The organism is Bacteroides sp. D22 (assembly GCF_000163675.1).
Lineage (GTDB): Bacteria > Bacteroidota > Bacteroidia > Bacteroidales > Bacteroidaceae > Bacteroides > Bacteroides xylanisolvens.
In genome coordinates, this window is the sequence record NZ_GG774803.1 from 152,142 (window position 1) to 174,584 (window position 22,443).

At 43.8% G+C, this 22,443-nt stretch carries 21 protein-coding genes; 18 read left to right on the forward strand and 3 right to left on the reverse strand.

Annotated features, from left to right (window positions below):
* The first annotated feature begins 77 nt into the window (after positions 1-77).
* The 10 genes from HMPREF0106_RS14730 to HMPREF0106_RS14685 all read left to right on the forward strand — a co-directional run bounded on the left by HMPREF0106_RS14730 (position 78) and on the right by HMPREF0106_RS14685 (position 11,759).
* Complete coding sequence (locus HMPREF0106_RS14730) at positions 78-3,431, forward strand: DUF4062 domain-containing protein (protein ID WP_009039715.1); 3,354 nt, start codon at positions 78-80, stop codon at positions 3,429-3,431.
* A gap of 103 nt (positions 3,432-3,534) precedes the next feature.
* On the forward strand, positions 3,535-4,569 hold the full coding sequence (gene rlmN / locus HMPREF0106_RS14725) for a 23S rRNA (adenine(2503)-C(2))-methyltransferase RlmN (protein ID WP_004309803.1): 1,035 nt from the start codon (positions 3,535-3,537) through the stop codon (positions 4,567-4,569).
* An 18-nt stretch (positions 4,570-4,587) separates the two neighbouring features.
* Positions 4,588-5,628 (forward strand): DUF4837 family protein, encoded by a 1,041-nt coding sequence (locus HMPREF0106_RS14720; RefSeq protein ID WP_004309802.1) that lies wholly within the window; start codon positions 4,588-4,590, stop codon positions 5,626-5,628.
* Between the two features lie 4 nt (positions 5,629-5,632).
* Positions 5,633-6,727, forward strand: coding sequence for a 4-hydroxythreonine-4-phosphate dehydrogenase PdxA (pdxA, locus tag HMPREF0106_RS14715; RefSeq protein ID WP_004315824.1), 1,095 nt, complete (start codon positions 5,633-5,635; stop codon positions 6,725-6,727).
* Positions 6,728-6,736: 9 nt separating this feature from the next.
* On the forward strand, positions 6,737-7,978 hold the full coding sequence (locus HMPREF0106_RS14710; RefSeq protein ID WP_004309800.1) for a sigma-54 interaction domain-containing protein: 1,242 nt from the start codon (positions 6,737-6,739) through the stop codon (positions 7,976-7,978).
* Positions 7,965-8,492 (forward strand): LptE family protein, encoded by a 528-nt coding sequence (lptE, locus tag HMPREF0106_RS14705; RefSeq protein WP_009039716.1) that lies wholly within the window; start codon positions 7,965-7,967, stop codon positions 8,490-8,492. The genes HMPREF0106_RS14710 and lptE overlap by 14 nt, the downstream gene beginning before the upstream one ends.
* Positions 8,493-8,497: 5 nt before the next feature.
* Positions 8,498-9,271 (forward strand): hypothetical protein, encoded by a 774-nt coding sequence (locus tag HMPREF0106_RS14700; RefSeq protein WP_008775527.1) that lies wholly within the window; start codon positions 8,498-8,500, stop codon positions 9,269-9,271.
* A 6-nt stretch (positions 9,272-9,277) separates the two neighbouring features.
* Complete coding sequence (gene secG / locus HMPREF0106_RS14695) at positions 9,278-9,673, forward strand: preprotein translocase subunit SecG (RefSeq protein WP_004301890.1); 396 nt, start codon at positions 9,278-9,280, stop codon at positions 9,671-9,673.
* 249 nt (positions 9,674-9,922) lie between these two features.
* Positions 9,923-11,311, forward strand: a complete 1,389-nt coding sequence (locus tag HMPREF0106_RS14690) for an MFS transporter (RefSeq protein WP_004309797.1) — start codon at positions 9,923-9,925, stop codon at positions 11,309-11,311.
* Positions 11,312-11,408: 97 nt separating this feature from the next.
* Positions 11,409-11,759 (forward strand): PqqD family protein, encoded by a 351-nt coding sequence (locus HMPREF0106_RS14685; RefSeq protein ID WP_008645320.1) that lies wholly within the window; start codon positions 11,409-11,411, stop codon positions 11,757-11,759.
* Between the two features lie 18 nt (positions 11,760-11,777).
* On the opposite strand, the gene HMPREF0106_RS14680 is transcribed toward HMPREF0106_RS14685, so the two are convergent.
* The 3 genes from HMPREF0106_RS14680 to HMPREF0106_RS14670 form a co-directional block, all read right to left on the reverse strand.
* Positions 11,778-12,062, reverse strand: coding sequence for a hypothetical protein (locus tag HMPREF0106_RS14680; protein ID WP_004301893.1), 285 nt, complete (start codon positions 12,060-12,062; stop codon positions 11,778-11,780).
* A 36-nt stretch (positions 12,063-12,098) separates the two neighbouring features.
* The gene (locus HMPREF0106_RS14675) at positions 12,099-13,166 is read right to left on the reverse strand and encodes a DUF4831 family protein (protein WP_009039717.1); all 1,068 of its coding nucleotides are present in this window, start codon (positions 13,164-13,166) and stop codon (positions 12,099-12,101) included.
* A gap of 72 nt (positions 13,167-13,238) precedes the next feature.
* Positions 13,239-14,750, reverse strand: coding sequence for a bifunctional ADP-dependent NAD(P)H-hydrate dehydratase/NAD(P)H-hydrate epimerase (locus HMPREF0106_RS14670; RefSeq protein WP_008021001.1), 1,512 nt, complete (start codon positions 14,748-14,750; stop codon positions 13,239-13,241).
* A 1,066-nt stretch (positions 14,751-15,816) separates the two neighbouring features.
* Here HMPREF0106_RS14670 and HMPREF0106_RS14665 point away from each other — a divergent pair.
* From HMPREF0106_RS14665 to HMPREF0106_RS14630, 8 genes are all read left to right on the forward strand, one after another.
* Positions 15,817-16,041, forward strand: a complete 225-nt coding sequence (locus HMPREF0106_RS14665) for a winged helix-turn-helix domain-containing protein (RefSeq protein WP_004301899.1) — start codon at positions 15,817-15,819, stop codon at positions 16,039-16,041.
* 193 nt (positions 16,042-16,234) lie between these two features.
* Positions 16,235-17,779 (forward strand): peptide MFS transporter, encoded by a 1,545-nt coding sequence (locus tag HMPREF0106_RS14660; RefSeq protein WP_009039718.1) that lies wholly within the window; start codon positions 16,235-16,237, stop codon positions 17,777-17,779.
* 40 nt (positions 17,780-17,819) lie between these two features.
* Positions 17,820-18,356: a hypoxanthine phosphoribosyltransferase gene (gene hpt, locus HMPREF0106_RS14655; RefSeq protein WP_004308350.1), complete on the forward strand. Its 537-nt coding sequence runs from the start codon at positions 17,820-17,822 to the stop codon at positions 18,354-18,356.
* 59 nt (positions 18,357-18,415) lie between these two features.
* On the forward strand, positions 18,416-18,985 hold the full coding sequence (locus HMPREF0106_RS14650) for an adenylate kinase (protein ID WP_004301902.1): 570 nt from the start codon (positions 18,416-18,418) through the stop codon (positions 18,983-18,985).
* An 89-nt stretch (positions 18,986-19,074) separates the two neighbouring features.
* A complete protein-coding gene (obgE, locus tag HMPREF0106_RS14645; protein WP_008021004.1) occupies positions 19,075-20,238 on the forward strand; it encodes a GTPase ObgE in 1,164 nt (387 codons plus the stop codon).
* Positions 20,235-21,047 carry a peptidoglycan editing factor PgeF gene (gene pgeF / locus HMPREF0106_RS14640; protein WP_009039719.1) on the forward strand — a complete coding sequence of 271 codons (813 nt, stop codon included), beginning with the start codon at positions 20,235-20,237 and terminating at the stop codon, positions 21,045-21,047. Before obgE ends, pgeF begins: the two co-directional genes overlap by 4 nt.
* Positions 21,048-21,097: 50 nt before the next feature.
* A complete protein-coding gene (locus tag HMPREF0106_RS14635; RefSeq protein ID WP_009039720.1) occupies positions 21,098-21,763 on the forward strand; it encodes a B3/4 domain-containing protein in 666 nt (221 codons plus the stop codon).
* A 28-nt stretch (positions 21,764-21,791) separates the two neighbouring features.
* Positions 21,792-22,433, forward strand: a complete 642-nt coding sequence (locus HMPREF0106_RS14630) for a M23 family metallopeptidase (protein ID WP_009039721.1) — start codon at positions 21,792-21,794, stop codon at positions 22,431-22,433.
* The last annotated feature ends 10 nt before the right edge of the window (positions 22,434-22,443 follow it).

The following is a 22,443-nucleotide window of genomic DNA, read 5'->3' on the forward strand; positions in this document are numbered from 1 at the left end:
GATTAAATTTCCATATCTTGCCAATCTTTATCAATTGGCTTTGCGAAATACTTCATTAACTAATACGAATCTATATTATGACTAAACAACTAGCCCAGTATTCAGTTCCCGCTGAAAATTCACGTGTTATCCGTGTATTCCTTTCGTCAACGTTCAGAGACATGGAGATGGAACGTTCTGCATTAGTCAAACTCTTTAAGGGTTTGCAAGTGAAGGCTGCCAGCCGTGGTGCCACCATTTCATTGGTTGATTTGCGTTGGGGGATCACAGAAGAAGATGCGAAAAGCGGCAAGGTTGTTGAAATATGCCTGAAAGAGATCGTTAACTCCCGGCCTTTCTTCATTGGTATGGTAGGCGACCGCTATGGATGGTGTCCCAGTTATGAAGATTTATCTCAAACTCTCAATGACAGCTTGGAATATCGTTGGATAGAAGATGACTTGAATCACCATTTGAGTGTGACGGAAATTGAAATGCAGTTTGGTGTACTGCGCAATCCCAATCCGTTACATGCCTATTTTTATATAAAACAGTCGGCAGATGATGAACTGTCTTGCCCTGAAGAGGAGTCTCTTAAATTGAAACGTCTGAAAGAGAGTATTTTGCAACAGGATCGTTATCCTGTGCAAGAGTATGATTCGCCCGATCAGTTGTGTAACCTTGTGGAAGCTGCTTTCACGGAATTGCTTGAACGGGAGTTTCCGGATGTACTGACCGTTGAAGATAATCAAGCATTGCAAGAACAGCTGACGCGCAATGAACTCTTATTCAATTATCACCCAATACCTGAAGCAGATCAGGCGTTTGCCGATTTTTTGGCGGCGGATGAACAACGGTGTCTGGTGATAACGGGCGGTTGCGGTCTTGGCAAGAGCGCTTTGTTGGCCCATTGGAGCGATTTGGTGAACAATGATATGCCGATGATTCCTATCTATCATCGCTTGGATAGTACTACATTGTCTTCTTATCCGGAAACGTTGGCGAGAATGTTAGCTTCCAAATGCCAGAACGCACTCAAGCATCAATCTTTGGGTGAAGAAAATTTGTTCGCGGCGGAAGTTTCAAAAGAACTGGACTCGGCCCAAAGTACTGCCAAATCCATCATGGACGCCGTGAAAAACTCGGTTTTGATGGGAGATGCTGGCTTGAACACTTTTTCAGGGAACACACTTCGAAACCTCAAGGAGATTGAAGAGGATTTGAATTCTATCCAAAAGTTCAGCCAGTTGTGGAGCGCGCTGGGTGCATCAAGATATCCTATCATTCTGTTGATTGATGACATCAGTTATCTGAATCCGACTGAAGCATCCCTGTTTTCTTTATTTGCATCTATTCCCCCGAATGTGAAAGTCGTGTTGAGCTTTTCGGCGTCATCCACTGCTTACCTGCCCTTTGTTCAGAATGGCTACGCTCATTTCCAGTTGAATGGCTTTTCACAGGCGGATGCCAAGTCGTTCTCAAAGCAATATTTGTCTACTTACTCCAAGGCTTTGTCTGCACAGCAGGAAGATATTCTTGCTTCGTGGGTGCTGGCTAAACAACCGCGCTGTTTAAGTGTATTGCTCAACGAGCTGGTTTCGTTCGGTCAGTACGATGCTCTCAATGAATATATGCGTGGATATTGCCGGCTCAATGAGGTTGGGCAATTCTATGACAGTGTGCTACGGCGTTTGTCGGCTGATTATGGTTCCGAAGAGATTGGAAGAACGCTTCTGATGCTTTCACTTACTTTAGAAGGATTTACCGAAGATGAAGTGAAGAGCATGGCAGACATTAATCAGATACTTTGGTCGCAGTTGAGAGTGGAAATGAGCAGCTGGCTCACCAACAAAGGAGGACGATATTGCATTGGTGACACACAAATGGTAGAGGCAATCGAACGCTATTTCGCTCAAGATGACGAATGTATAGATGATAGTCGCCATGAAATTATTTCCGCTTTGCTGGATGAGGAAGAGATTCTTTCCCATCCGTTGACTTTTGCCGATTATAACTATCGCATGAAACAGTTCTGCTACCATGATTCGTATCGCTATAAAGTGGAGATTACCTATCAATGCTATAAGATGCAAGAGTGGGATATATTGAAGGATTGGATTTGTGATGTGGAGATTTTCGAGATTCTGTATCGCACGAATCGTTCTCTGTTGGAAGATAGCTGGAAGGCGATCATGAACGACAATCCTGAAGTTACGCCTGAAGTCTATGCCGAATTGGACTTTGATGAGATCGATTCTTTTTTAATTCCTGTCATTGCTAATGATATGGCTACTTTCTTGAGCAGTTCTTTCCATCTGACGAAGGCGGCAGCTGCTGTGAGTGAGAAGAGTATGGAAGGTGCTGCCATGCCACTCATTGCCAAGTCGGTATTGAAGATGAATGAGGGATGCCGCTATGCCCGTAATGAAGAATACGAAACGGCATGCGACTGTTTCTTGAAAGCATTGGTGATGCAGGAAAACATTGTACCGACTCCGGAACTGGAGATTGCCAACACCTGCCGAAATCTAGCTCTGGCATATTACTACAATGAGCAATACAATGAAGCAGTGACCTATTTGAATAGGGCGCTTGATTATCATGCGGCTTCTGCTGATGAGAAGAGTCAGGCAGAAGTCATTGAACTTTCCGAATATCTGGCTTATTGTGATTACTATAAGGATGAGGAAGAGAGGGCTGCCGAGAAATTCCGGAAAGTAGCTGAAATGCACGAGTCGTTGAATGGCAGACTGTCCAGTGGAGTGGCTAAATGTTTGCGTATGCAGGGTAAATGTCTTTATTATATCAAACGATACGATGAAGCATGGATGCTGATGAATCAGGCGTTGGACATTGCTATACAGATAGATAGCAAAAAACAGATCGTCGCTTGTCATAAACAGTTGTATTATCTGTGCAGGGAATTCAAACGGATGATGAATGAACGTGGCGATGAGCAGGCGTCTACTTTATTCTTCCGTGAGTCTCTTCTGCATGAAATGTATTTCAGCGAAAAACCGCGTCTGGCGGAATTGACTGTCCGCTACGAGGCATTGAGATGTGATATTATGCAGCAGTATTACATGAATAAAGACTATGATAACGTGATTCGTATTGCAACGTCTTTGGATTTTCACGATGATACTGACCCTAATGCTTCCTGTCTGGTATATTATTACAAAGCACAGGCTTATGTGAAGTTGGAGAATTATCCAATGGCGAAAGAGGCTTTCTTCAGAGAGCTTGAACTGCGAAAGAAATATCTGGGATGGGAGGAAGAAGATACGATTCTGGCTTGTCAGAACCTAGGGGTTTTGCACAGCTTTTGTAATGAACGGGAAGAGGCGCTGGCTTGTTTCCGTGAGGCGTACGGTTATGAAGTGAAAAAGAATGGCGAGGATTCTGAAATGGCGCAAAAGCTACTTCAATATATCAGCGTGGTTGAATCATAACGGAGGCATACTTCCCTTTTTTGTTAACTTTTACATTCCTGCTATACGGAAATCGACTTTATTTCCTTACATTTGCAGATATAAACTATCAACAGAAAGAAGAATGTCTAAATATCCCCTTTTAGGAATGACTCTTGTAGAGCTTCAATCATTGACAAAAAGACTGGGTATGCCCGGCTTTGCTGCCAAGCAGATTGCATCCTGGCTTTACGAAAAGAAGGTAGCCTCGATTGATGATATGACTAATTTGTCATTGAAACACCGGGAGTTGCTCAAGCAGAACTATGAGGTGGGAGCGGAAGCTCCGGTAGATGAAATGCGCTCTGTAGATGGTACGGTGAAGTATCTTTATAAAGTGGGTGAGAACCATTTTGTAGAGTCGGTTTATATACCGGATGATGACCGGGCAACGTTGTGCGTGTCGTCACAAGTAGGTTGCAAGATGAACTGTAAGTTCTGTATGACCGGCAAACAGGGGTATACGGCTAACCTGACCGCCAGCCAGATCATAAACCAGATTCATTCGCTACCGGAACGGGACAAACTGACTAATGTCGTAATGATGGGAATGGGCGAGCCGCTCGATAACCTGGATGAGGTATTGAAAGCATTGGAACTACTGACCGCTACCTACGGTTACGCATGGAGTCCGAAGCGTATCACGCTTTCTACTGTCGGGCTACGGAAAGGATTGCAGCGTTTTATCGAAGAAAATGACTGCCACCTTGCCATCAGCCTTCACTCTCCGCTGACCGTTCAGCGTGCTGAATTAATGCCGGCGGAAAAGGCGTTTTCAATCACCGAAATGGTGGAACTGTTAAAAAACTATGATTTTAGTAAACAACGTCGACTTTCGTTTGAATATATTGTTTTTAAAGGGCTCAATGATTCGCAGGTTTATGCCAAAGAGTTGCTGAAACTTCTTCGCGGGCTGGATTGCAGGGTGAATCTGATTCGTTTTCATGCCATACCGGGGGTAGACCTCGAGGGGGCGGACATGGATACGATGACCCGTTTTCGTGATTATCTGACATCACACGGACTTTTCACCACTATCCGTTCATCTAGGGGCGAAGATATTTTTGCCGCTTGCGGTATGCTGTCGACAGCGAAACAGGAGAAAAATAATGAAAGTTAATATATAAAACCGAACATCATGAAAAAGTACTCTTTTATTTTATGCATCGCTTTGGTAGCCTTTGTCGTTGCATCTTGTGGTCTGAAAGGAAATCACACCTCTAGTGGTCGTGCTTACGAGCTTTTGGTTGTAGTAGATCACGGTGTTTGGGATCGTGCTGCCGGAAGGGCTTTACATGATGCGCTCGATGCTGATATGCCCGGTTTGCCGCAGTCGGAACCTTCTTTCCGGATTATGTATACTTCGCCGAAAGATTATGATTCTACGCTGAAGTTGATACGTAACATTATTATTGTAGATATACAGGATATATATACGAAAGCCTCGTTCAAATATGCGAAGGACGTGTATGCCAATCCGCAGATGATATTGACTATCCAGGCTCCGAACGAAGAAGAGTTCGAGAAGTTTGTGGAAGAGAACAAAAAGACGATTGTCGACTTCTTTACCCGTGCGGAAATGAACCGTCAGATTACGTTCCTGGAAGGGAAACACAGTAACTTCATTTCGCAGAAAGTGGACAGTTTGTTCGGATGCGACATCTGGGTGGATGCCGAACTGGCTAATTCAAAGACCGGGGATGATTTCTTCTGGGCTTCTACCAACACAGGTACTGCCGACCGTAACTTTGTGATGTACTCTTATCCGTACACTGACAAGGATACGTTTACCAAAGAATATTTTGTGCACAAACGTGACTCTGTGATGAAAGCCAATATCCCCGGATTCAAGGAAGGAGTTTATATGTCGACCGATAGTTTACTGACCGATGTCCGTCCGATCAATGTACAGAACAGCTACACAATGGAAGCACGTGGTCTGTGGCGTATGAAGGGCGACTTTATGGGTGGTCCGTATGTATCTCATACTCGTCTGGACGAGAAGAACCAACGAATTATTACTGCAGAAATATTTGTTTATTCACCTGATAAAATGAAACGCAACCTAGTACGCCAGATGGAAGCATCTCTGTATACACTGAAACTTCCGAATGAAGTTCAGCAGAAGCAGATTCCATTGGGAGAAGCATCTAAGGAAGCGGAACAAACTAATAAATAAAAACATGGAAGATAACAAGATAAGGATAGGTATCACCCAAGGAGATATTAACGGGGTGGGCTATGAGGTGATTCTTAAGACATTTTCCGACCCTACGATGTTGGAACTATGTACTCCGATCATTTATGGCTCACCGAAAGTAGCGGCTTATCATCGCAAAGCACTGGATATACAGGCCAATTTCAGCATTGTCAACTCTGCTACCGAAGCGGGGTACAACCGTTTGAGCGTGGTGAACTGTACGGATGATGAGGTGAAAGTGGAATTTTCCAAACCCGACCCCGAAGCCGGTAAAGCTGCGCTGGGGGCTTTGGAACGTGCCATCGAAGAATATCGCGAAGGGTTGATAGACGTTATCGTAACAGCTCCGATCAACAAACATACGATTCAGTCGGAAGAGTTCTCCTTCCCCGGACATACGGAATATATCGAAGAACGTCTGGGCAATGGTGATAAGTCATTGATGATTTTGATGAAGAATGACTTCCGGGTGGCTTTGGTGACGACACATATCCCTGTTAGAGAGATTGCGACTACGATTACCAAAGAATTGATTCAGGAGAAACTGATGATATTCCATCGTTGTCTGAAACAGGATTTCGGTATCGGCGCTCCGCGTATTGCAGTGCTCTCTCTCAATCCTCATGCCGGAGACGGTGGTTTGTTGGGAATGGAAGAGCAGGAAGTGATTATCCCTGCCATGAAAGAAATGGAAGAGAAAGGAATCCTTTGCTACGGTCCTTATGCGGCCGACGGCTTTATGGGTTCGGGCAATTATACTCATTTTGACGGTATCCTGGCGATGTATCACGATCAAGGGCTGGCTCCGTTCAAGGCCTTGGCTATGGAAGACGGGGTGAACTATACGGCAGGACTGCCGGTAGTACGTACTTCTCCGGCTCATGGAACGGCATACGATATTGCAGGCAAGGGAGTGGCTTGTGAAGATTCTTTCCGTCAGGCAATCTATGTTGCCATCGACGTGTTCCGTAATCGTCAGCGGGAAAAAGTGGCTCGTGCCAATCCGTTGCGTAAACAGTATTACGAGAAACGTGACGATAGTGATAAACTGAAGCTGGATACAGTAGACGAAGATTAAAAACGAGTGATGACGAAAGCAGAGATACAACAAGTGAAACAGCGTTTCGGTATTATTGGAAATACTGAAGCATTGTCGCGCGCCATAGATGTTGCCATTCAGGTAGCTCCTACCGATTTGTCTGTGCTGATTACCGGAGAAAGTGGAGTCGGAAAAGAAAGTTTTCCGCAGATTATTCATCAATATAGCCGGAGGAAGCACGGACAGTATATTGCTGTCAACTGTGGCGCTATTCCGGAAGGTACGATTGATTCCGAACTGTTCGGACATGAGAAAGGTGCGTTTACCGGTGCGATTGGCGAACGGAAAGGGTACTTTGGCGAAGCTGACGGTGGTACTATTTTTCTTGATGAAGTAGGGGAGTTGCCGATGTCTACCCAGGCACGTTTGCTCCGTGTACTGGAGAGTGGCGAGTTTATGAAAGTAGGTTCGTCCAAAGTACAAAAAACGGATGTGCGTGTGGTGGCAGCTACCAACGTCAATCTTACACAAGCGATTGCAGAAGGACGTTTCCGTGAAGATTTATATTACCGGTTGAATACGGTGCCTATCCAGATACCGCCTTTGCGTGAACGTGGTGACGATGTACTTTTGTTGTTTCGTAAGTTTTCCGCAGACTTTGCAGAGAAATACCGGATGCCCGCTATTCAGTTGACGGAGGATGCGAAGAAAGAGTTGTTGGCTTACCCGTGGCCCGGAAACGTGCGTCAGTTGAAGAACATCACCGAGCAAATATCTATCATTGAAACCAATAGGGAGATCTCTGCTGCTATCTTGCAGAATTATCTTCCTGCACAAAATACGCAACGTCTTCCCGCGTTGATGGGAACGCGTGAGAGTAAAGGCTTTGAGAGCGAACGGGAGATTCTTTATTCTGTTCTGTTCGATATGCGCCAGGAAGTGGCGGAGCTGAAGAAGATGGTGCACAACCTGATGGCGGAACGTGCCGGACAGGTGGGGCAGGTAGGACAAATGGGAACGGTGGTTACTACTCCGGTAGTGACGGCGCATCAACCTTCGGTACCTGCTATCATTCACACCATGCAGCCTACGGTTTGCAAGGATGATGATGACATACAAGACACGGAAGAATATGTAGAAGAATCCCCTTTGTCACTGGACGAAGTGGAGAAAGAAATGATACGCAAAGCACTTGAGAGGCATCATGGAAAGCGGAAGAGTGCGGCCAAGGACTTGAATATTTCCGAGCGTACACTTTATAGAAAAATAAAAGAATATGAATTGGATTAAGAAAATAATACGCCCTTTGTTACTGTTCGGCTTGCCGTTGGTAGTCATTGCGTGCACTGTTTCCTATAAGTTTAACGGATCGTCTATCAATTATGATAAGGTAAAGACCATTTCGATAGCCGACTTCCCGATCAAGTCGGAGTATGTATATGCTCCGTTGGCAACCAAATTCAATGAGGACCTGAAAGATATCTTCATCCGGCAGACCCGTCTGCAACTGCTCAAGCCGAATCAGAATGCGGACTTGCAGATTGACGGAGAAATCACAGGGTACAATCAGTACAATCAGGCAGTATCTGCCGACGGTTATTCTTCGGAGACGAAGTTGACTATCACCGTCAATGTACGTTTTGTCAACAACACCAATCATGCCGAAGACTTTGAACAACAGTTTTCTGCGTTCCGTACCTACGACTCTACCCAGTTGTTGACTGCTGTACAGGACGGATTGATTGCTGAAATGTCTAAAGAGATCACCGACCAAATTTTTAATGCAACTGTAGCAAACTGGTAATATAAATGACTTCTGTTAACTTTCAACAATGGATTCAGCATCCCGAGACGCTGAATAGGGATACTTTGTACGAACTGCGCAATCTTCTTGCGAGGTATCCGTATTTTCAGTCACTTCGTCTGCTGTATCTGAAGAATCTGTATATTCTCCATGATATTAGTTTTGGTGGAGAACTGCGGAAAGCAGTTCTTTACATTGCAGACAGACGGCAGTTGTTCCGGTTGATTGAAGGTGACCGCTATGATGTGCAAGCACGGAAAAAGGGAGTACCTCTCACGGAGGTGCTGAAAGACGAACCGTCCGTAGACCGCACATTAGCATTGATCGACGCTTTCTTGTCCACAGTACCCGAAGAGGTGACTGCCCGGACCAGCTTCGACTATTCGATGGATTACACCTCTTATCTTTTGGAGGAGACTCCGGCCACGGAACAGCCGGCCGAAGAAACACCCAAACTCAAAGGCTACGAACTGATTGACGACTTTATAGAAAAGAGCGAGAGCGACTCTCCCCTCTGCAAGAAACCTTTAAGAGAAGAAATGCCATCTTCGCCAACCTCTTCGGACGAACTTACCGAAGAAGAAACGATGAAGGAAGAAGAGGAAGATGACAGCTGTTTTACGGAAACTTTGGCAAAAATCTATGTTAAACAGCAACGATATTCAAAAGCTCTTGAAATAATTAAAAAATTAAGCTTGAAATATCCAAAAAAAAATGCTTACTTTGCAGACCAAATCAGATTTTTGGAGAAATTGATTATTAACGCTAATTCAAAATAACTAAAAATGTACTTATTATTCGTTATCTTAATGGTTATTGCAGCCTTGTTGATGTGTTTCATCGTGCTGATTCAGAACTCAAAAGGAGGCGGACTTGCTTCTGGTTTCTCTTCATCTAACGCCATCATGGGCGTGCGCAAGACTACAGATTTTCTGGAAAAAGCAACATGGGGCTTAGCTATCTTCATGGTGGTAATGAGCATTGCTACTGCTTATGTAGTTCCTCGCTCTGCTGTTGCTAAAGACGCAGTGTTGGAACAGGCACAGAAAGAACAACAGACTAACCCGTATAACTTACCCGCAGGTACGGCTGCGCCGCAAACTGAAGCTCCTGCTACCAATGCACCTGCTACAGAAACTCCGGCACCGGCTACTGAAACTCCTGCTCCTGCAGCAGAGTAATTCACTCCGTTGTCAGGTAAGACTTTGGGGTAAAACCATTAATGGGAAGGTGCAGACGGATGCTGCATTTCTTTGATATTTAAGTGCGGATTACGCAGATTACACGGATTTTCAATCTTCCGCGTGGTCAGTGTAATCCGCACTTAACTTTTTCTTGTAAAAACAATCTCTTTTTGATAGAAACAAACGAGATTTAACTACCTTTGTTGGTCGTATGAAGATTATTAACTACTATTTTTTAATATAACAATGACAGAACATTTGAAACAGAAATTGAATGACTCCGCCGTACTCCGATGGAGTGTTCTAGCATTGGTCGCATTTACTATGCTATGCGGCTATTTCCTCACTGACGTAATGTCTCCTCTAAAACCCATGCTTGAGAAAGAACTACTATGGGACAGTCTTGATTATGGTTTCTTCACAAGCGCTTACGGGTGGTTTAATGTATTCCTATTGATGCTGATCTTCGGTGGTATCATTTTGGATAAGATGGGAGTTCGTTTCACCGGAATGGGGGCTTGCTTATTGATGGTGTTTGGTTGTGGATTGAAATACTATGCGATTTCTACTACTTTTCCGGAAGGTGCCATGCTCTTCGGATTCAAAACACAGGTAACCCTGGCTGCATTGGGGTATGCTATCTTCGGTGTAGGTGTGGAAATTGCCGGTATCACAGTTTCCAAAATTATCGTGAAATGGTTCAAGGGTAAGGAAATGGCATTGGCTATGGGACTTGAAATGGCTACGGCACGTATCGGAACAACTCTGGCAATGGTGCTCACGGTTCCTTTGGCCGACTTTTTCGGATCTACGGATGAGAGTGGCACATTCCATACCAATATTCCTGCTCCGATTTTGTTTTGTCTGATTATGTTGTGCGTGGGTACGATTGCTTTCTTCCTTTATACTTTCTATGATAAGAAGTTGGATGCTTCTTTGGATGCAGAGGGATTGGAACCGGAAGAGCCGTTCCGTATGAAAGATATTGTGTATATCATTACGAATAAGGGATTCTGGTTGATTGCATTACTATGTGTATTGTTCTACTCGGCTGTATTCCCCTTTATCAAGTATGCTGCCGACTTGATGGTGCAGAAGTATAATGTAGATCCGAAGTTGGCGGGAACGATTCCCGGATTGTTGCCGATTGGTGCGATTATCCTGACTCCGTTGTTCGGCTCGCTTTATGACCGTATTGGTAAGGGAGCCACATTGATGATAATCGGATCAGTGATGCTTATTTTTGTGCATACGATGTTTGCTCTGCCTATACTGAATATATGGTGGTTTGCTACTATCATCATGATTATATTGGGATTTGCCTTCTCGTTGGTGCCTTCAGCTATGTGGCCGTCTGTTCCGAAGATTATTCCGGAAAAACAGTTGGGTACCGCATATGCATTGATTTTCTGGGTACAGAACTGGGGATTGATGGGTGTTCCTTTGTTGATCGGATGGGTGTTGAATACTTATTGCAAAGGTCCGGTAGTAGACGGTGCACAGACTTATGATTACACGTTGCCGATGGCTATTTTTGCTCTCTTTGGTGTGCTTGCTCTGATTGTGGCTTTGATGTTGAAGGCAGAGAACAAGAAGAAGGGATACGGTTTGGAAGAGGCGAATATCCAAAAGTAACTAGGAAATTCAATACCTAAAGTAACAAAGGAATTTTGTATCAAGGTGTAAACAGAAGAGTATCAGTATGAATACTCTGAAATAAAAAATAAGAAGTATGGCTGCCAAAGAGAAAATCAACCTGTTAGAGGTCATTCCCTGTCGCAGTGAACATATTACAGCAGAAAGGGAAGGGGAGACAATTGTGCTCTCCTTTCCCCGTTTTAAATATCCGTGGATGCAACGCTTCCTTGTGCCAAAAGGAATGTCGAAAGAACTTCATGTGAAATTGGAAGAACACGGTACAGCTGTATGGGAACTGATAGATGGAAAACGCAATGTTCGTGAGATTATAGAAAAACTCGCAGACCACTTTCAAAATGAAGAGGGCTACGAGTTGCGTGTATCGGCTTATCTTTCTCAAATGCAGAAAGATGGATTTATAAAACTGGTGATACCAGTCGTATAAATAGGAACTTATTATTATTTATTTGATAAATACAGCCCAAAGTATGACGGCAATTGCTATCAGGACTCCCATGATAATAAGCGTTCCCCAAACAAAATAATTGCTGTCTTTCTCTTTCTTTTTCTCCGAGTCGTGGATGATACGTTCCATTTCTTCAGGAGTGGTGTTAGGTAGTGGATAAGGTTCGTTTGCACGGTTTAGATGCTTCAACTTATCGTTAGCACGTTCACGACGTAGGCGGGAAGCTTCCCGTCCCTCTTTTATTCGGCGTATCATGTCGAATGCATGTCCTTCACCAACCATATTCTTTGTTTTTTAGAAGTTCACTTCCTTGTTTTTCTATTTCCCTTCTTCTCTGTCCACTTTGAGCAATCCTCCCGTATTCGGATCAAAATAAACTTTGATGGTAGAATTCTTGTTGAACAAAACCGGAGCCAGATATTCTATCACACCGAATTGGGTAATAGGAAGCTCACCTTCGTAAAGTTTCTTTTTACCGTCGGTCAGTGTAACCATAGCTTGTCCGGGGACGTTGTAGGCGATTCCATCCAAATCTTTCTTCTTCTTACCGTCTTCCTGTGGCATCTTGACCGATTTCAGGTCTTTCAGACTGATATAAAACGGAGTTCCTGCCAAATCATTGTTGGCAACTACACCTAACTTCTTCGAGAAGCGGAAAGCAACTTCATTGTTGAATTCCTTGTCAGGGGTAAGGCGGACAGTGAATGTTCTTTCTTCTTTGTTGCAGGTGCCGGAGAACATTTGTGTCATGGCTTCTTCCTGTGCATTCAGATTGTCGAGCATAATCTTAAGCTGTGCCCCATCTGAAGGCATATTATCAGCTTGTCCGCGCAATAAGGCATTTTTGCTTTCGCGGATATTATAGATCTCTTTAGCCACCAGCTCGGCCATCTTGGCGGTAGAGCTAGCCATCAGAATCTCTTCGGTCAGGAATTCGCGAGGATTCGCTTTCTTTTGGAGGACTGCGGGGGCGGGAGCAGCTTTTTTGCCTGCACTGCTATTGCTGTAAGGAACATTGATCGTTTTCACAATGCCATCCTCTGTCAGTTCCATAAGCGGTGCTACTGTCTTATCCTTCAATTTTACGAAATACGTAGTTTCGCTGTTGGGCACACCTACGGATTTCACTTTTACGCTAGCTAGTTCCCAATACTCTTCAGGGTCGGCGGAGACGTTGGTCAGTCGCAGGTAACGATCAGCATATTTGCTGAATTCTCCGGGAGTATAGTTGACTTTGTTGGCTTTTATTTCAAGTTCTATTTGGGTTTTGGGAAGACTGTAAACCACTCCATAGTCTTTTCCTCGGGTAACCCCCGTCAGTACTTCGGTTTGTGCATAGGCGGACGTTGTCATAAGTAGTCCTGCTGCTATAATCAACTTTTTCATATTCGGTTCTTTTTAACTGGTTTTGAAAACAAAGTTAATGAAGTTATTGAAAAAAGGGTAAGTTCTTAACTTTTATTCGCTTACAAGTCGCCATGCTGTCGGCAGACAGGTGATAATATCGCTTGCGATCATTCCGATCATTCCTTGCTTCTTTTGAGCGACATCGCCCGCCAGTCCGTGAATGTAAGTGCCGATTTTAGCGGCTTCCTCGGTGGGGTAACCTTGGGCAAGCAGTGCCAGGATTACTCCGGTCAGTACGTCACCGCTACCTCCGGTTGCCATTCCCGGATTTCCGGTTGGGTTGAAGAAACATTTACCTTCGGGGGTGATAATGGCGGAGTAGGCTCCTTTTAAAATAATGTGAACATGGGCGGCACGGGCCAGTTCGCAAGCCTTCATCAGACGTTCGTAAGAGTCCTGGCATTTGCCGGTCAGACGTTCCAGTTCTTTCGGATGCGGGGTGAGGATGGAACCCTTCGGCAGGTGGGTAAGGGCATGGCGGTGGTTGGCAAGGATATTAAGTGCGTCGGCATCCACCACAACAGGAGTCTGGCAGTGTTCCAGTTGTTCCAACAAGGCAGCTTCCGTTTCCTCGTTTCGTCCCAGTCCCGGACCGATGCCGACTGCTTGATAGTCGTCCGTGTCGGTAGGTACGGCAAAACAGGTTTCGTTGATGTCGGTTTCTACGATTGCTTCGGGTATGGAGGTTTGCAAGATGTCGTTGTTGCACATTGGTGCATGAACAGTCAGTAATCCTACTCCCGAACGGAGGCAGGCGCGGGCAGCGAGAACAGAGGCTCCTGCCATTCCTTTTGAACCGGCAATCAATAGTGCATGGCCGAAGTTCCCCTTGTGGGCAAACTGTTTGCGTGGCTTGATGAGTGAACGGATTTGCTCTATTTCCAACATTTCGTAGTTAGTCTCCATTTCTTCAATACCGTCTTCGCTCAATTGGATATCCAGCACTTCCCATTCTCCGACAAATTCCGTGTTCTCTGCGAAAAGAAAGGCGAGCTTCGGCAGTTGAAGACTGAAAGTTACGTCGGCACGGATAATATTAGCTTTTACGTTGAATGTGTTTTCTTCTCCCATCAGTCCGGAAGGAATGTCGATGGCTACTACCATGGCAGGGGAGGAATTGATGTATTTCACTACGGCAGCGAATCCGCCGCTCAACGGTTTGTTCAGGCCTGAACCGAATAATCCGTCGATTACCAGATGGTCGGGCGTCAGGGCGGGAGGTACGAATTGGGTACTGATCTCGTGGAATTTTACTTCTTCCATCATTTCTACCAGTTCTTTATTGGTCTGGCAGTCGGGTGAAAGTTCTCCTTTCGTGTTGAAGAGAAATACCTCGATTTTATATCCTTTTTCAGCCATCATGCGGGCTACGGCGAGAGCGTCTCCGCCATTATTCCCCGGTCCGGCAAAGATAGTGACCGGCGTTTCCGTATTCCATCTGTCTGTGATGGCTTTTGTTAATACGGTTGCTGCACGTTCCATCAGATCGATTGATGCAATAGGTTCGTTCTCAATGGTATAAGCGTCCAATTTCTTGATACTGCTGCTTGGAAATATTTTCATTGCGATGTTCTTTTAGTTTTCGGATTACAAATGTACATGATTCTTCTGACTTTTCCCGTTTGTTGTGGGAAGAAAACCATAATTGCAACTTTTAATTCATCATTAGTTCTATCTTTGGGTCAGAGAAATATCTGCTTTTGAACTATTAAGTGTTAGAATAACTCCGCCAAAAAATAATTCAATGCAGCACCATTATGAACTTACTTTTATTTCTCCTGAAAAAGATTAGATTTCTTCATTTCATTTCTCATATTCTCATTGTTTTTCGATAAACGAAAGCTAATCAAATAGATATCTTATGAGAAACACTTTTTCGAAACGGTATTTCTCATAAGTTCTCCCATATTTTGGCTCAAAAGCCACCTTATTCTCATAGTATTTCAGGGTATTTCTCATAGTCAAAAGCCATTTGTTCTTCCTTTTTTCTTTCAGCCTGCCTTATTTTTATCAGGAAATGAAGCTACTATTTAGATAAAATAGTGGCTTTTTGCTTGAAGATGCTCATTGGTCTCGATTGTCCCATATATTGTGGGAAAGTTTTCCTTCAATATACGGGAATACTTTCCCACAAAATAAGGGAATACTTTCCCAAGCCTTAGGGAATCTTTTCCCACAATATGTGGAACTAAGACACTGTGTATGGAAGCAAGCAAAAGGAATACATAGTTTTATTTATTCAATGTCAGCTTCCGGCACACTACACTATGAGAAATGAAGCAAAATCCGGGTTATTTTGCGAAGAAACTATGAGAAATGCCTGTTTTTAAATCATTTCTCATAGTCTATCTTATTAGTTTACTGCCACTTGTTTCTTATTTATGAGAATATGAGAAATGAAAAATCTTTTTCTGTAGAGGCGCGGATGGAAATTGTGTTTAGTTTATCGCCATACCTTCTTAAACAAATTTTTAATGCAGTTCCCCTTATTAAGCCTTTGATTATTTGCCGTTTCCGATAAAAATGTTATCTTTGGAGATAGATAATGTGCATCACATCATTTTCCAGTGCTCACAATGAAAATGAATTAAAATCTAAATAACGGATTGTTTAATCTTCTAAAGTTTGCATGATGGAAAAGACAAAAATTGGCTTGAATGCCGGGAAAGTATGGCGCATCTTAAATGAAAAAGGTGAACTTTCAATGTTCGATTTGTGCCGTGAATTAAGTTTGACGTTTGAAGACGTAGCTCTTGCTATTGGTTGGCTGGCCCGAGAAGACAAGATCTTTTTGAGGAAAAGAGAAGGAATGCTTTTTGCCAGTATCGAAAATGTCGAATTTACTTTTGGCTAAGGTGGTAGCTAACCTACATTTAAGATGGATCTCCACTTTATTATTTACACTGCTAAAAAAGTAATGAAGTGGATCAGTAGGATTTTTTATGCTCGTTTTTACTATTCCCCCTATTATTCTGTTTGATAAGAGAAGCATCTAATCTACTTTTTCTGTACCTTTGCACCCCATAAACTACTAAACACATAAATTCATGAGTGCATTGAAAGGGCATCCGAAAGGCCTTTATCTGATTTTCGCGACAAGCACGGCAGAACGTTTCAGTTACTACGGTATGCGTGCGATCTTTATTCTTTTCCTGACGCAGGCATTATTGTTTGACAAAGAAGCGGCAGCATCCATCTACGGCAGCTATACCGGACTAGTTTATTTAACCCCGTTGATTGGCGGATACATTGCCGATAAATATTGGGGAATCCGTCGTTCTGTGTTTTGGGGAGCGGTGATGATGGCAGTCGGACAATTCCTGATGTTTATGAGTGCCTCCACTTTAGATAATACAAACCTTGCCCACTGGATGATGTATGGCGGACTAGGCTTCCTGATCTTGGGCAATGGTTGCTTCAAACCCACTGTCTCTTCTCTGGTAGGTCAGCTCTACGAACCCGGAGACAGGCGGCTGGATGCTGCATACACCATTTTTTATATGGGAGTGAATGTAGGCTCTTTTGCTGCTCCTTTGATTTGTGGTTATCTGGGTGATACCGGTGATCCGCATGACTTTAAATGGGGATTTCTTGCAGCCGGAATCATGACACTGTTCACCGTTGTCCTTTTCGAGACTCAAAAGAATAAATATCTTTTTTCTCCTTCCGGAGAACCGATTGGTATTATCCCCGATGCTAAACGTGAAAAGAAAGAAGACAAGGCCGGCCATATCTCACACCCGAAGATGGACAAACGTACCAAAGTACGTAATACCCTTGTAATCACAATTCTTACCATTGCTTTAATAGCCTTCTTTAACTATGCATTTGAAGGCGATTGGGTGAGTATCGGCATTTTTACCGCCTGCATTGTTTTCCCTGTTCTGATTTTGTTAGACGGTTCATTGACCAAAATAGAACGCAGCCGTATTTTCGTTATCTATATAGTAGCCTTCTTTGTCATCTTCTTCTGGGCAGCCTACGAACAGGCGGGAGCTTCTTTAACTCTTTTTGCGTCCGAACAGACGAATCGTGACATTTTCGGTTGGGAAATGCCGGCTTCATGGTTTCAATCCTTCAATCCACTGTTTGTAGTTGTCCTGGCATATATCATGCCGGGTGTATGGGGTTTCCTAAACAAACGAAAGATGGAACCCGCTTCTCCTACCAAACAAGCGATTGGTTTGTTACTCCTTTCTTTAGGTTATCTTTTCATCTGTTTCGGAGTGAAAGATGCTGTTCCCGGAGTGAAAGTGAGCATGATTTGGCTGACAGGACTTTACTTTATTCATACCATGGGTGAAATAGCTTTGTCGCCTATCGGACTTTCAATGGTAAATAAATTGAGTCCGCTGCGTTTCGCCTCCCTGATGATGGGAATCTGGTATCTGTCTACTGCCACAGCCAATAAATTTGCGGGAATGTTGAGCGGGCTCTATCCGGAAGCCGGAAAAGTGAAGTCAATCTTTGGTTATCAGATTGCTACCATGTATGATTTCTTTATGGTATTCGTCGTAATGTCCGGTGTTGCTTCGTTGATTCTGTTCCTTCTCTCGAAGAAATTACAGAAGATGATGCACGGGGTAGAATAAAAAATCGTATTTTTGCAAGGTTATTTTTAAATTACCGGTTATGGATACCATTCAGATAAAAGACAAATTGTTTACCGTTTCCATTAAGGAACAAGAAATTCAGAAAGAAGTGATTCGCGTAGCGAACGAAATTAACCGCGATTTAGCAGGTAAGAATCCGCTTTTCCTTAGTGTGTTGAACGGTTCGTTCATGTTTACCGCTGATTTACTGAAGCACATCACCATCCCTTGTGAAATCTCATTTGTGAAGTTGGCGTCTTATCAGGGCATCACTTCCACCGGAGTGATTAAAGAGGTAATCGGCCTGAATGAAGACATTGCCGGACGTACCATTGTGATCGTGGAAGATATCGTAGACACAGGACTGACGATGCAGCGACTGCTCGAAACATTAGGTACACGCAATCCCGAAGCTATTCATATCGCTTCTCTGTTGGTGAAACCTGAAAAGCTCAAGGTAAACCTCAACATTGAATATGTAGCGATGGAAATCCCGAACGACTTTATCGTAGGTTACGGACTGGATTATGATGGTTTCGGACGTAATTATCCCGATATTTATACAGTAGTAGATTAATATTAAATAGGTACCAGTTTAAATGGTAAATAGTAAATCGTTAAATTGTAAATAACAAAATGTTGAACATCGTAATTTTCGGTGCTCCGGGTTCAGGAAAAGGAACACAGAGCGAACGTATCGTAGAAAAGTATGGAATCAATCACATCTCGACAGGAGATGTATTGCGTGCTGAAATCAAGAATGGCACAGAACTGGGTAAAACAGCTAAAGGTTACATCGACCAAGGTCAATTGATTCCTGATGAATTAATGATTGATATTCTGGCAAGCGTATTCGACAGCTTCAAAGATAGCAAAGGGGTAATTTTCGACGGTTTCCCAAGAACAATTGCACAGGCAGAAGCATTAAAGAAAATGTTGGCAGAAAGAGGACAGGACGTTTCTGTAATGGTTGATCTGGATGTTCCGGAAGAAGAACTGATGGTACGTCTCATTAAACGTGGCAAGGATTCCGGTCGTGCTGATGATAACGAAGAAACAATCAAGAAACGTCTGCATGTATATCATTCACAGACTGCTCCACTGATCGACTGGTACAAGAACGAAAAGAAATACCAACACATCAACGGCTTGGGTACTATGGAAGGTATCTTCGCTGAAATCTGCGAAGCAGTAGATAAATTGTAATAATACAATATTATAAATAAATAAGTCAGTAGCCGGAGTGTTCTAATTAACTGCTCTAACTACTGACTACTTTAACTCTTTAAAAAAATATGGCTGAATCGAATTTTGTTGATTACGTAAAGATATACTGTCGCTCGGGCAAGGGCGGAAGAGGCTCTACGCACATGAGGCGCGAGAAATATTGTCCTAACGGAGGTCCTGATGGGGGCGATGGTGGAAGAGGAGGTCATATCATCTTGCGCGGTAACCGTAATTACTGGACATTGCTGCACTTGAAGTATGACCGTCACGCAATGGCCGGGCATGGTGAATCGGGGAGCAAAGGACGTAGCTTCGGAAAAGACGGTGCGGATAAAATAATAGAAGTACCCTGCGGAACGGTAGTTTATAATGCCGAGACAGGGGAGTATCTTTGTGACGTAACAGAAGACGGACAGGAAGTGGTCTTGCTCAAAGGCGGCCGCGGCGGTCAGGGTAACTGGCATTTCAAGACGGCCACCCGTCAGGCTCCGCGTTTTGCGCAGCCGGGAGAGCCGATGCAGGAAATGACCGTTATCATGGAGCTGAAACTGCTTGCCGATGTCGGTCTGGTAGGTTTCCCGAATGCGGGAAAGTCAACTTTGCTTTCTTCCATTTCGGCTGCCAAACCGAAAATTGCCGATTACCCGTTTACTACGCTCGAACCCAACTTGGGCATCGTTTCCTATCACGGTGGAAAATCCTTTGTGATGGCGGACATACCAGGTATTATCGAAGGTGCCAGTCAGGGAAAAGGTTTGGGACTGCGTTTCTTGCGTCATATCGAGCGTAATTCATTACTGCTGTTTATGGTTCCGGCAGACAGCGACGACATTCGTAAAGAATACGAAGTTTTGCTGAACGAACTGCGTACCTTCAATCCTGAAATGTTGGACAAGCAACGTGTGTTGGCTGTCACCAAAAGTGATATGCTCGATCAGGAGTTGATGGACGAGATTGAACCTACATTGCCGGAAGGCATTCCACATGTATTCATATCTTCTGTTTCCGGTTTGGGCATCTCGGTGTTGAAAGACATCCTTTGGGAAGAACTGAACAAGGAAAGCAATAAGATAGAGGACATCGTTCACCGTCCGAAAGACGTGACCCGTCTGCAACAGGAACTCAAAGACATGGGCGAAGATGAAGACATCGTTTATGAATATGAGGAAGATGTCGACGATGACGATGATATCGATTATGAATACGAAGAAGAAGATTGGGAAGAAAAATGATTTCACTTACAAAACATAACGAGTTGAAGGGATATAAGTCACTGGAGGCATATCCCGAAGTAGCTCATTTTGTAACTACGCGTCACGAAGGTATAAGCACCGGAGCTTACGGCTCTTTCAACTGTTCGCCTTATACCAACGACTCATGTATGAATGTCAATCGCAATCAGAGCTGGTTGTTTCAGTGCATGAATCATCAGATAAAGGAATTATTTATTCCTGAACAGAATCATGGCTGTGCCAGTCTGATTATCAATGAATCATTTTTTAAAGAATCATTGGAAATGAGACGGCTACTTCTGCGAGGAATGGATGCCTTGATAACTAATGTGCCGGGATATTGCGTTTGTGTCACGACAGCGGATTGTGTTCCTGTATTGCTGTACGACAAAAAACAACACGTTGTGGCTGCCGTTCATGCCGGATGGAAGGGAACGGTGAAGCATATTGTCAGTCATGTGATGGACCACTTGAATAAGATGTTCGGGACGCAAGGCGAAGATGTGATAGCTTGCATCGGGCCGAGCATTTCGCTCGAATCATTTGAAGTAGGTGATGAGGTGTATGATGCTTTTGAAGAAAGCGGCTTCGATATGTCTCTTATTTCTATGAAGAAGAAAGAAACAGGCAAATATCATATTGATTTGTGGGAAGCCAACCGGATTGAATTACTGAATCTCGGAGTGCCTGCAGAACAGATAGAAGTGGCCGGAATCTGTACCTATATTCATCATGATGAATTCTTCTCTGCACGTAGACTGGGAATAGATTCCGGTCGTACATTGTCGGGAATAATGATTAGAAAGTAATAATTGGTGTCCGTTATTGCAGGACGCTGATGATTGGTTTATGATAAGTTATGTTTGAAATAAAAGTATCTAAAGAAATAAAAGACGCATGCCCGGTTTTTGCCGGAGCCGCCGTGTATGCTGCAGTGAAAAATACAGCTTACAGCGAAGGGCTTTGGCAGGAAATTAACGCTTTTACCGGGCAACTGACTTCCACAACACAGATGGAAGACATCAAACATCAACCCGTTATCTTTGCTACCCGTGAGGCTTATAAGCGTTGTGGCAAAGACCCCGGACGTTATCGTCCATCAGCCGAAGCTCTACGCCGCCGCCTGATGCGTGGAATTCCTTTATATCAGATTGATACGTTGGTAGACCTTATTAATTTAGTGTCTCTTCGTACGGGACATTCGATCGGTGGTTTTGACGCGGACAAAATACAAGGTACGCACCTTGAACTCGGTATCGGCAAAGCAGGAGAACCGTTTGAAGGTATCGGACGCGGGGTATTGAATATCGAAGGATTACCTGTATATCGCGATTCTTTCGGAGGAATCGGAACCCCGACAAGCGATCATGAACGTACGAAAATGGATCTCGGAACCACTCATATCCTAGCCATAGTCAACGGTTATAACGGAAAAGAAGGTTTGCGAGAAGCTGCTGAAATGATACAGACCTTATTAAGAAACTATACAGAATCGGATGGAGGCGAAATCGTATTCTTCGAATAATTAGAATGAGTGCTCTAAGAAAAAAGACATGAAAAACATACTTATCTTACTGACAGTTTTATTATTATTGCCACTGACTGCTGACGGGCAGGATAAACCTTCCTTCTCTGCCCGCGAAATGGCTGATGTACGGGTAGCTACTCCCGGATTATTTGCTAAAAGCAATCATATCTATCTGCATTTGGATTCTCTGAAAGACCACGAATATGCTTTTCCATTACCCGGAGGAAAAGTAATCTCTGCCTATGGAACTCGCGGAGGACATTCGGGAACAGACATTAAGACCTGTGCAAAAGATACGATTCGTGCTGCTTTTGATGGAGTGGTGCGTATGTCGAAACCCTATTATGCCTACGGAAATATCGTTGTAATCCGTCACGCTAACGGATTAGAAACATTTTATAGCCACAATTTCAAGAATCTGGTTAAAACTGGTGATGTTGTAAAAGCCGGACAACCTATCGGGCTGACAGGACGTACCGGTCGTGCCACTACCGAACATGTACACTTCGAAACCCGTATTAACGGGCAACATTTTAATCCGAATCTCATTTTTGACTTAAAAGAGAGAACATTGCGGAAAGAATGTATCAAGTGTACCAAGAACGGGAGTAAAATCGTTGTGAAGACTCAAATTCCTGACAATCGGATTGCTCAAAATAAAAAGTAAAGGGCTATCA

Coding starts and splice junctions, on each gene's coding strand:
- secG (WP_004301890.1), top strand. CDS start 9,278: ATGTACTTATTATTCGTTATCTTAATGGTTATTGCAGCCTTGTTGATG.
- HMPREF0106_RS14680 (WP_004301893.1), bottom strand. CDS start 12,062: ATGGTTGGTGAAGGACATGCATTCGACATGATACGCCGAATAAAAGAG.
- HMPREF0106_RS14675 (WP_009039717.1), bottom strand. CDS start 13,166: ATGAAAAAGTTGATTATAGCAGCAGGACTACTTATGACAACGTCCGCC.
- pgeF (WP_009039719.1), top strand. CDS start 20,235: ATGATTTCACTTACAAAACATAACGAGTTGAAGGGATATAAGTCACTG.
- HMPREF0106_RS14690 (WP_004309797.1), top strand. CDS start 9,923: ATGACAGAACATTTGAAACAGAAATTGAATGACTCCGCCGTACTCCGA.
- HMPREF0106_RS14650 (WP_004301902.1), top strand. CDS start 18,416: ATGTTGAACATCGTAATTTTCGGTGCTCCGGGTTCAGGAAAAGGAACA.
- pdxA (WP_004315824.1), top strand. CDS start 5,633: ATGGAAGATAACAAGATAAGGATAGGTATCACCCAAGGAGATATTAAC.
- lptE (WP_009039716.1), top strand. CDS start 7,965: ATGAATTGGATTAAGAAAATAATACGCCCTTTGTTACTGTTCGGCTTG.
- hpt (WP_004308350.1), top strand. CDS start 17,820: ATGGATACCATTCAGATAAAAGACAAATTGTTTACCGTTTCCATTAAG.
- rlmN (WP_004309803.1), top strand. CDS start 3,535: ATGTCTAAATATCCCCTTTTAGGAATGACTCTTGTAGAGCTTCAATCA.
- HMPREF0106_RS14685 (WP_008645320.1), top strand. CDS start 11,409: ATGGCTGCCAAAGAGAAAATCAACCTGTTAGAGGTCATTCCCTGTCGC.
- HMPREF0106_RS14660 (WP_009039718.1), top strand. CDS start 16,235: ATGAGTGCATTGAAAGGGCATCCGAAAGGCCTTTATCTGATTTTCGCG.
- HMPREF0106_RS14670 (WP_008021001.1), bottom strand. CDS start 14,750: ATGAAAATATTTCCAAGCAGCAGTATCAAGAAATTGGACGCTTATACC.
- HMPREF0106_RS14630 (WP_009039721.1), top strand. CDS start 21,792: ATGAAAAACATACTTATCTTACTGACAGTTTTATTATTATTGCCACTG.
- HMPREF0106_RS14665 (WP_004301899.1), top strand. CDS start 15,817: ATGATGGAAAAGACAAAAATTGGCTTGAATGCCGGGAAAGTATGGCGC.
- obgE (WP_008021004.1), top strand. CDS start 19,075: ATGGCTGAATCGAATTTTGTTGATTACGTAAAGATATACTGTCGCTCG.
- HMPREF0106_RS14720 (WP_004309802.1), top strand. CDS start 4,588: ATGAAAAAGTACTCTTTTATTTTATGCATCGCTTTGGTAGCCTTTGTC.
- HMPREF0106_RS14710 (WP_004309800.1), top strand. CDS start 6,737: ATGACGAAAGCAGAGATACAACAAGTGAAACAGCGTTTCGGTATTATT.
- HMPREF0106_RS14730 (WP_009039715.1), top strand. CDS start 78: ATGACTAAACAACTAGCCCAGTATTCAGTTCCCGCTGAAAATTCACGT.
- HMPREF0106_RS14635 (WP_009039720.1), top strand. CDS start 21,098: ATGTTTGAAATAAAAGTATCTAAAGAAATAAAAGACGCATGCCCGGTT.
- HMPREF0106_RS14700 (WP_008775527.1), top strand. CDS start 8,498: ATGACTTCTGTTAACTTTCAACAATGGATTCAGCATCCCGAGACGCTG.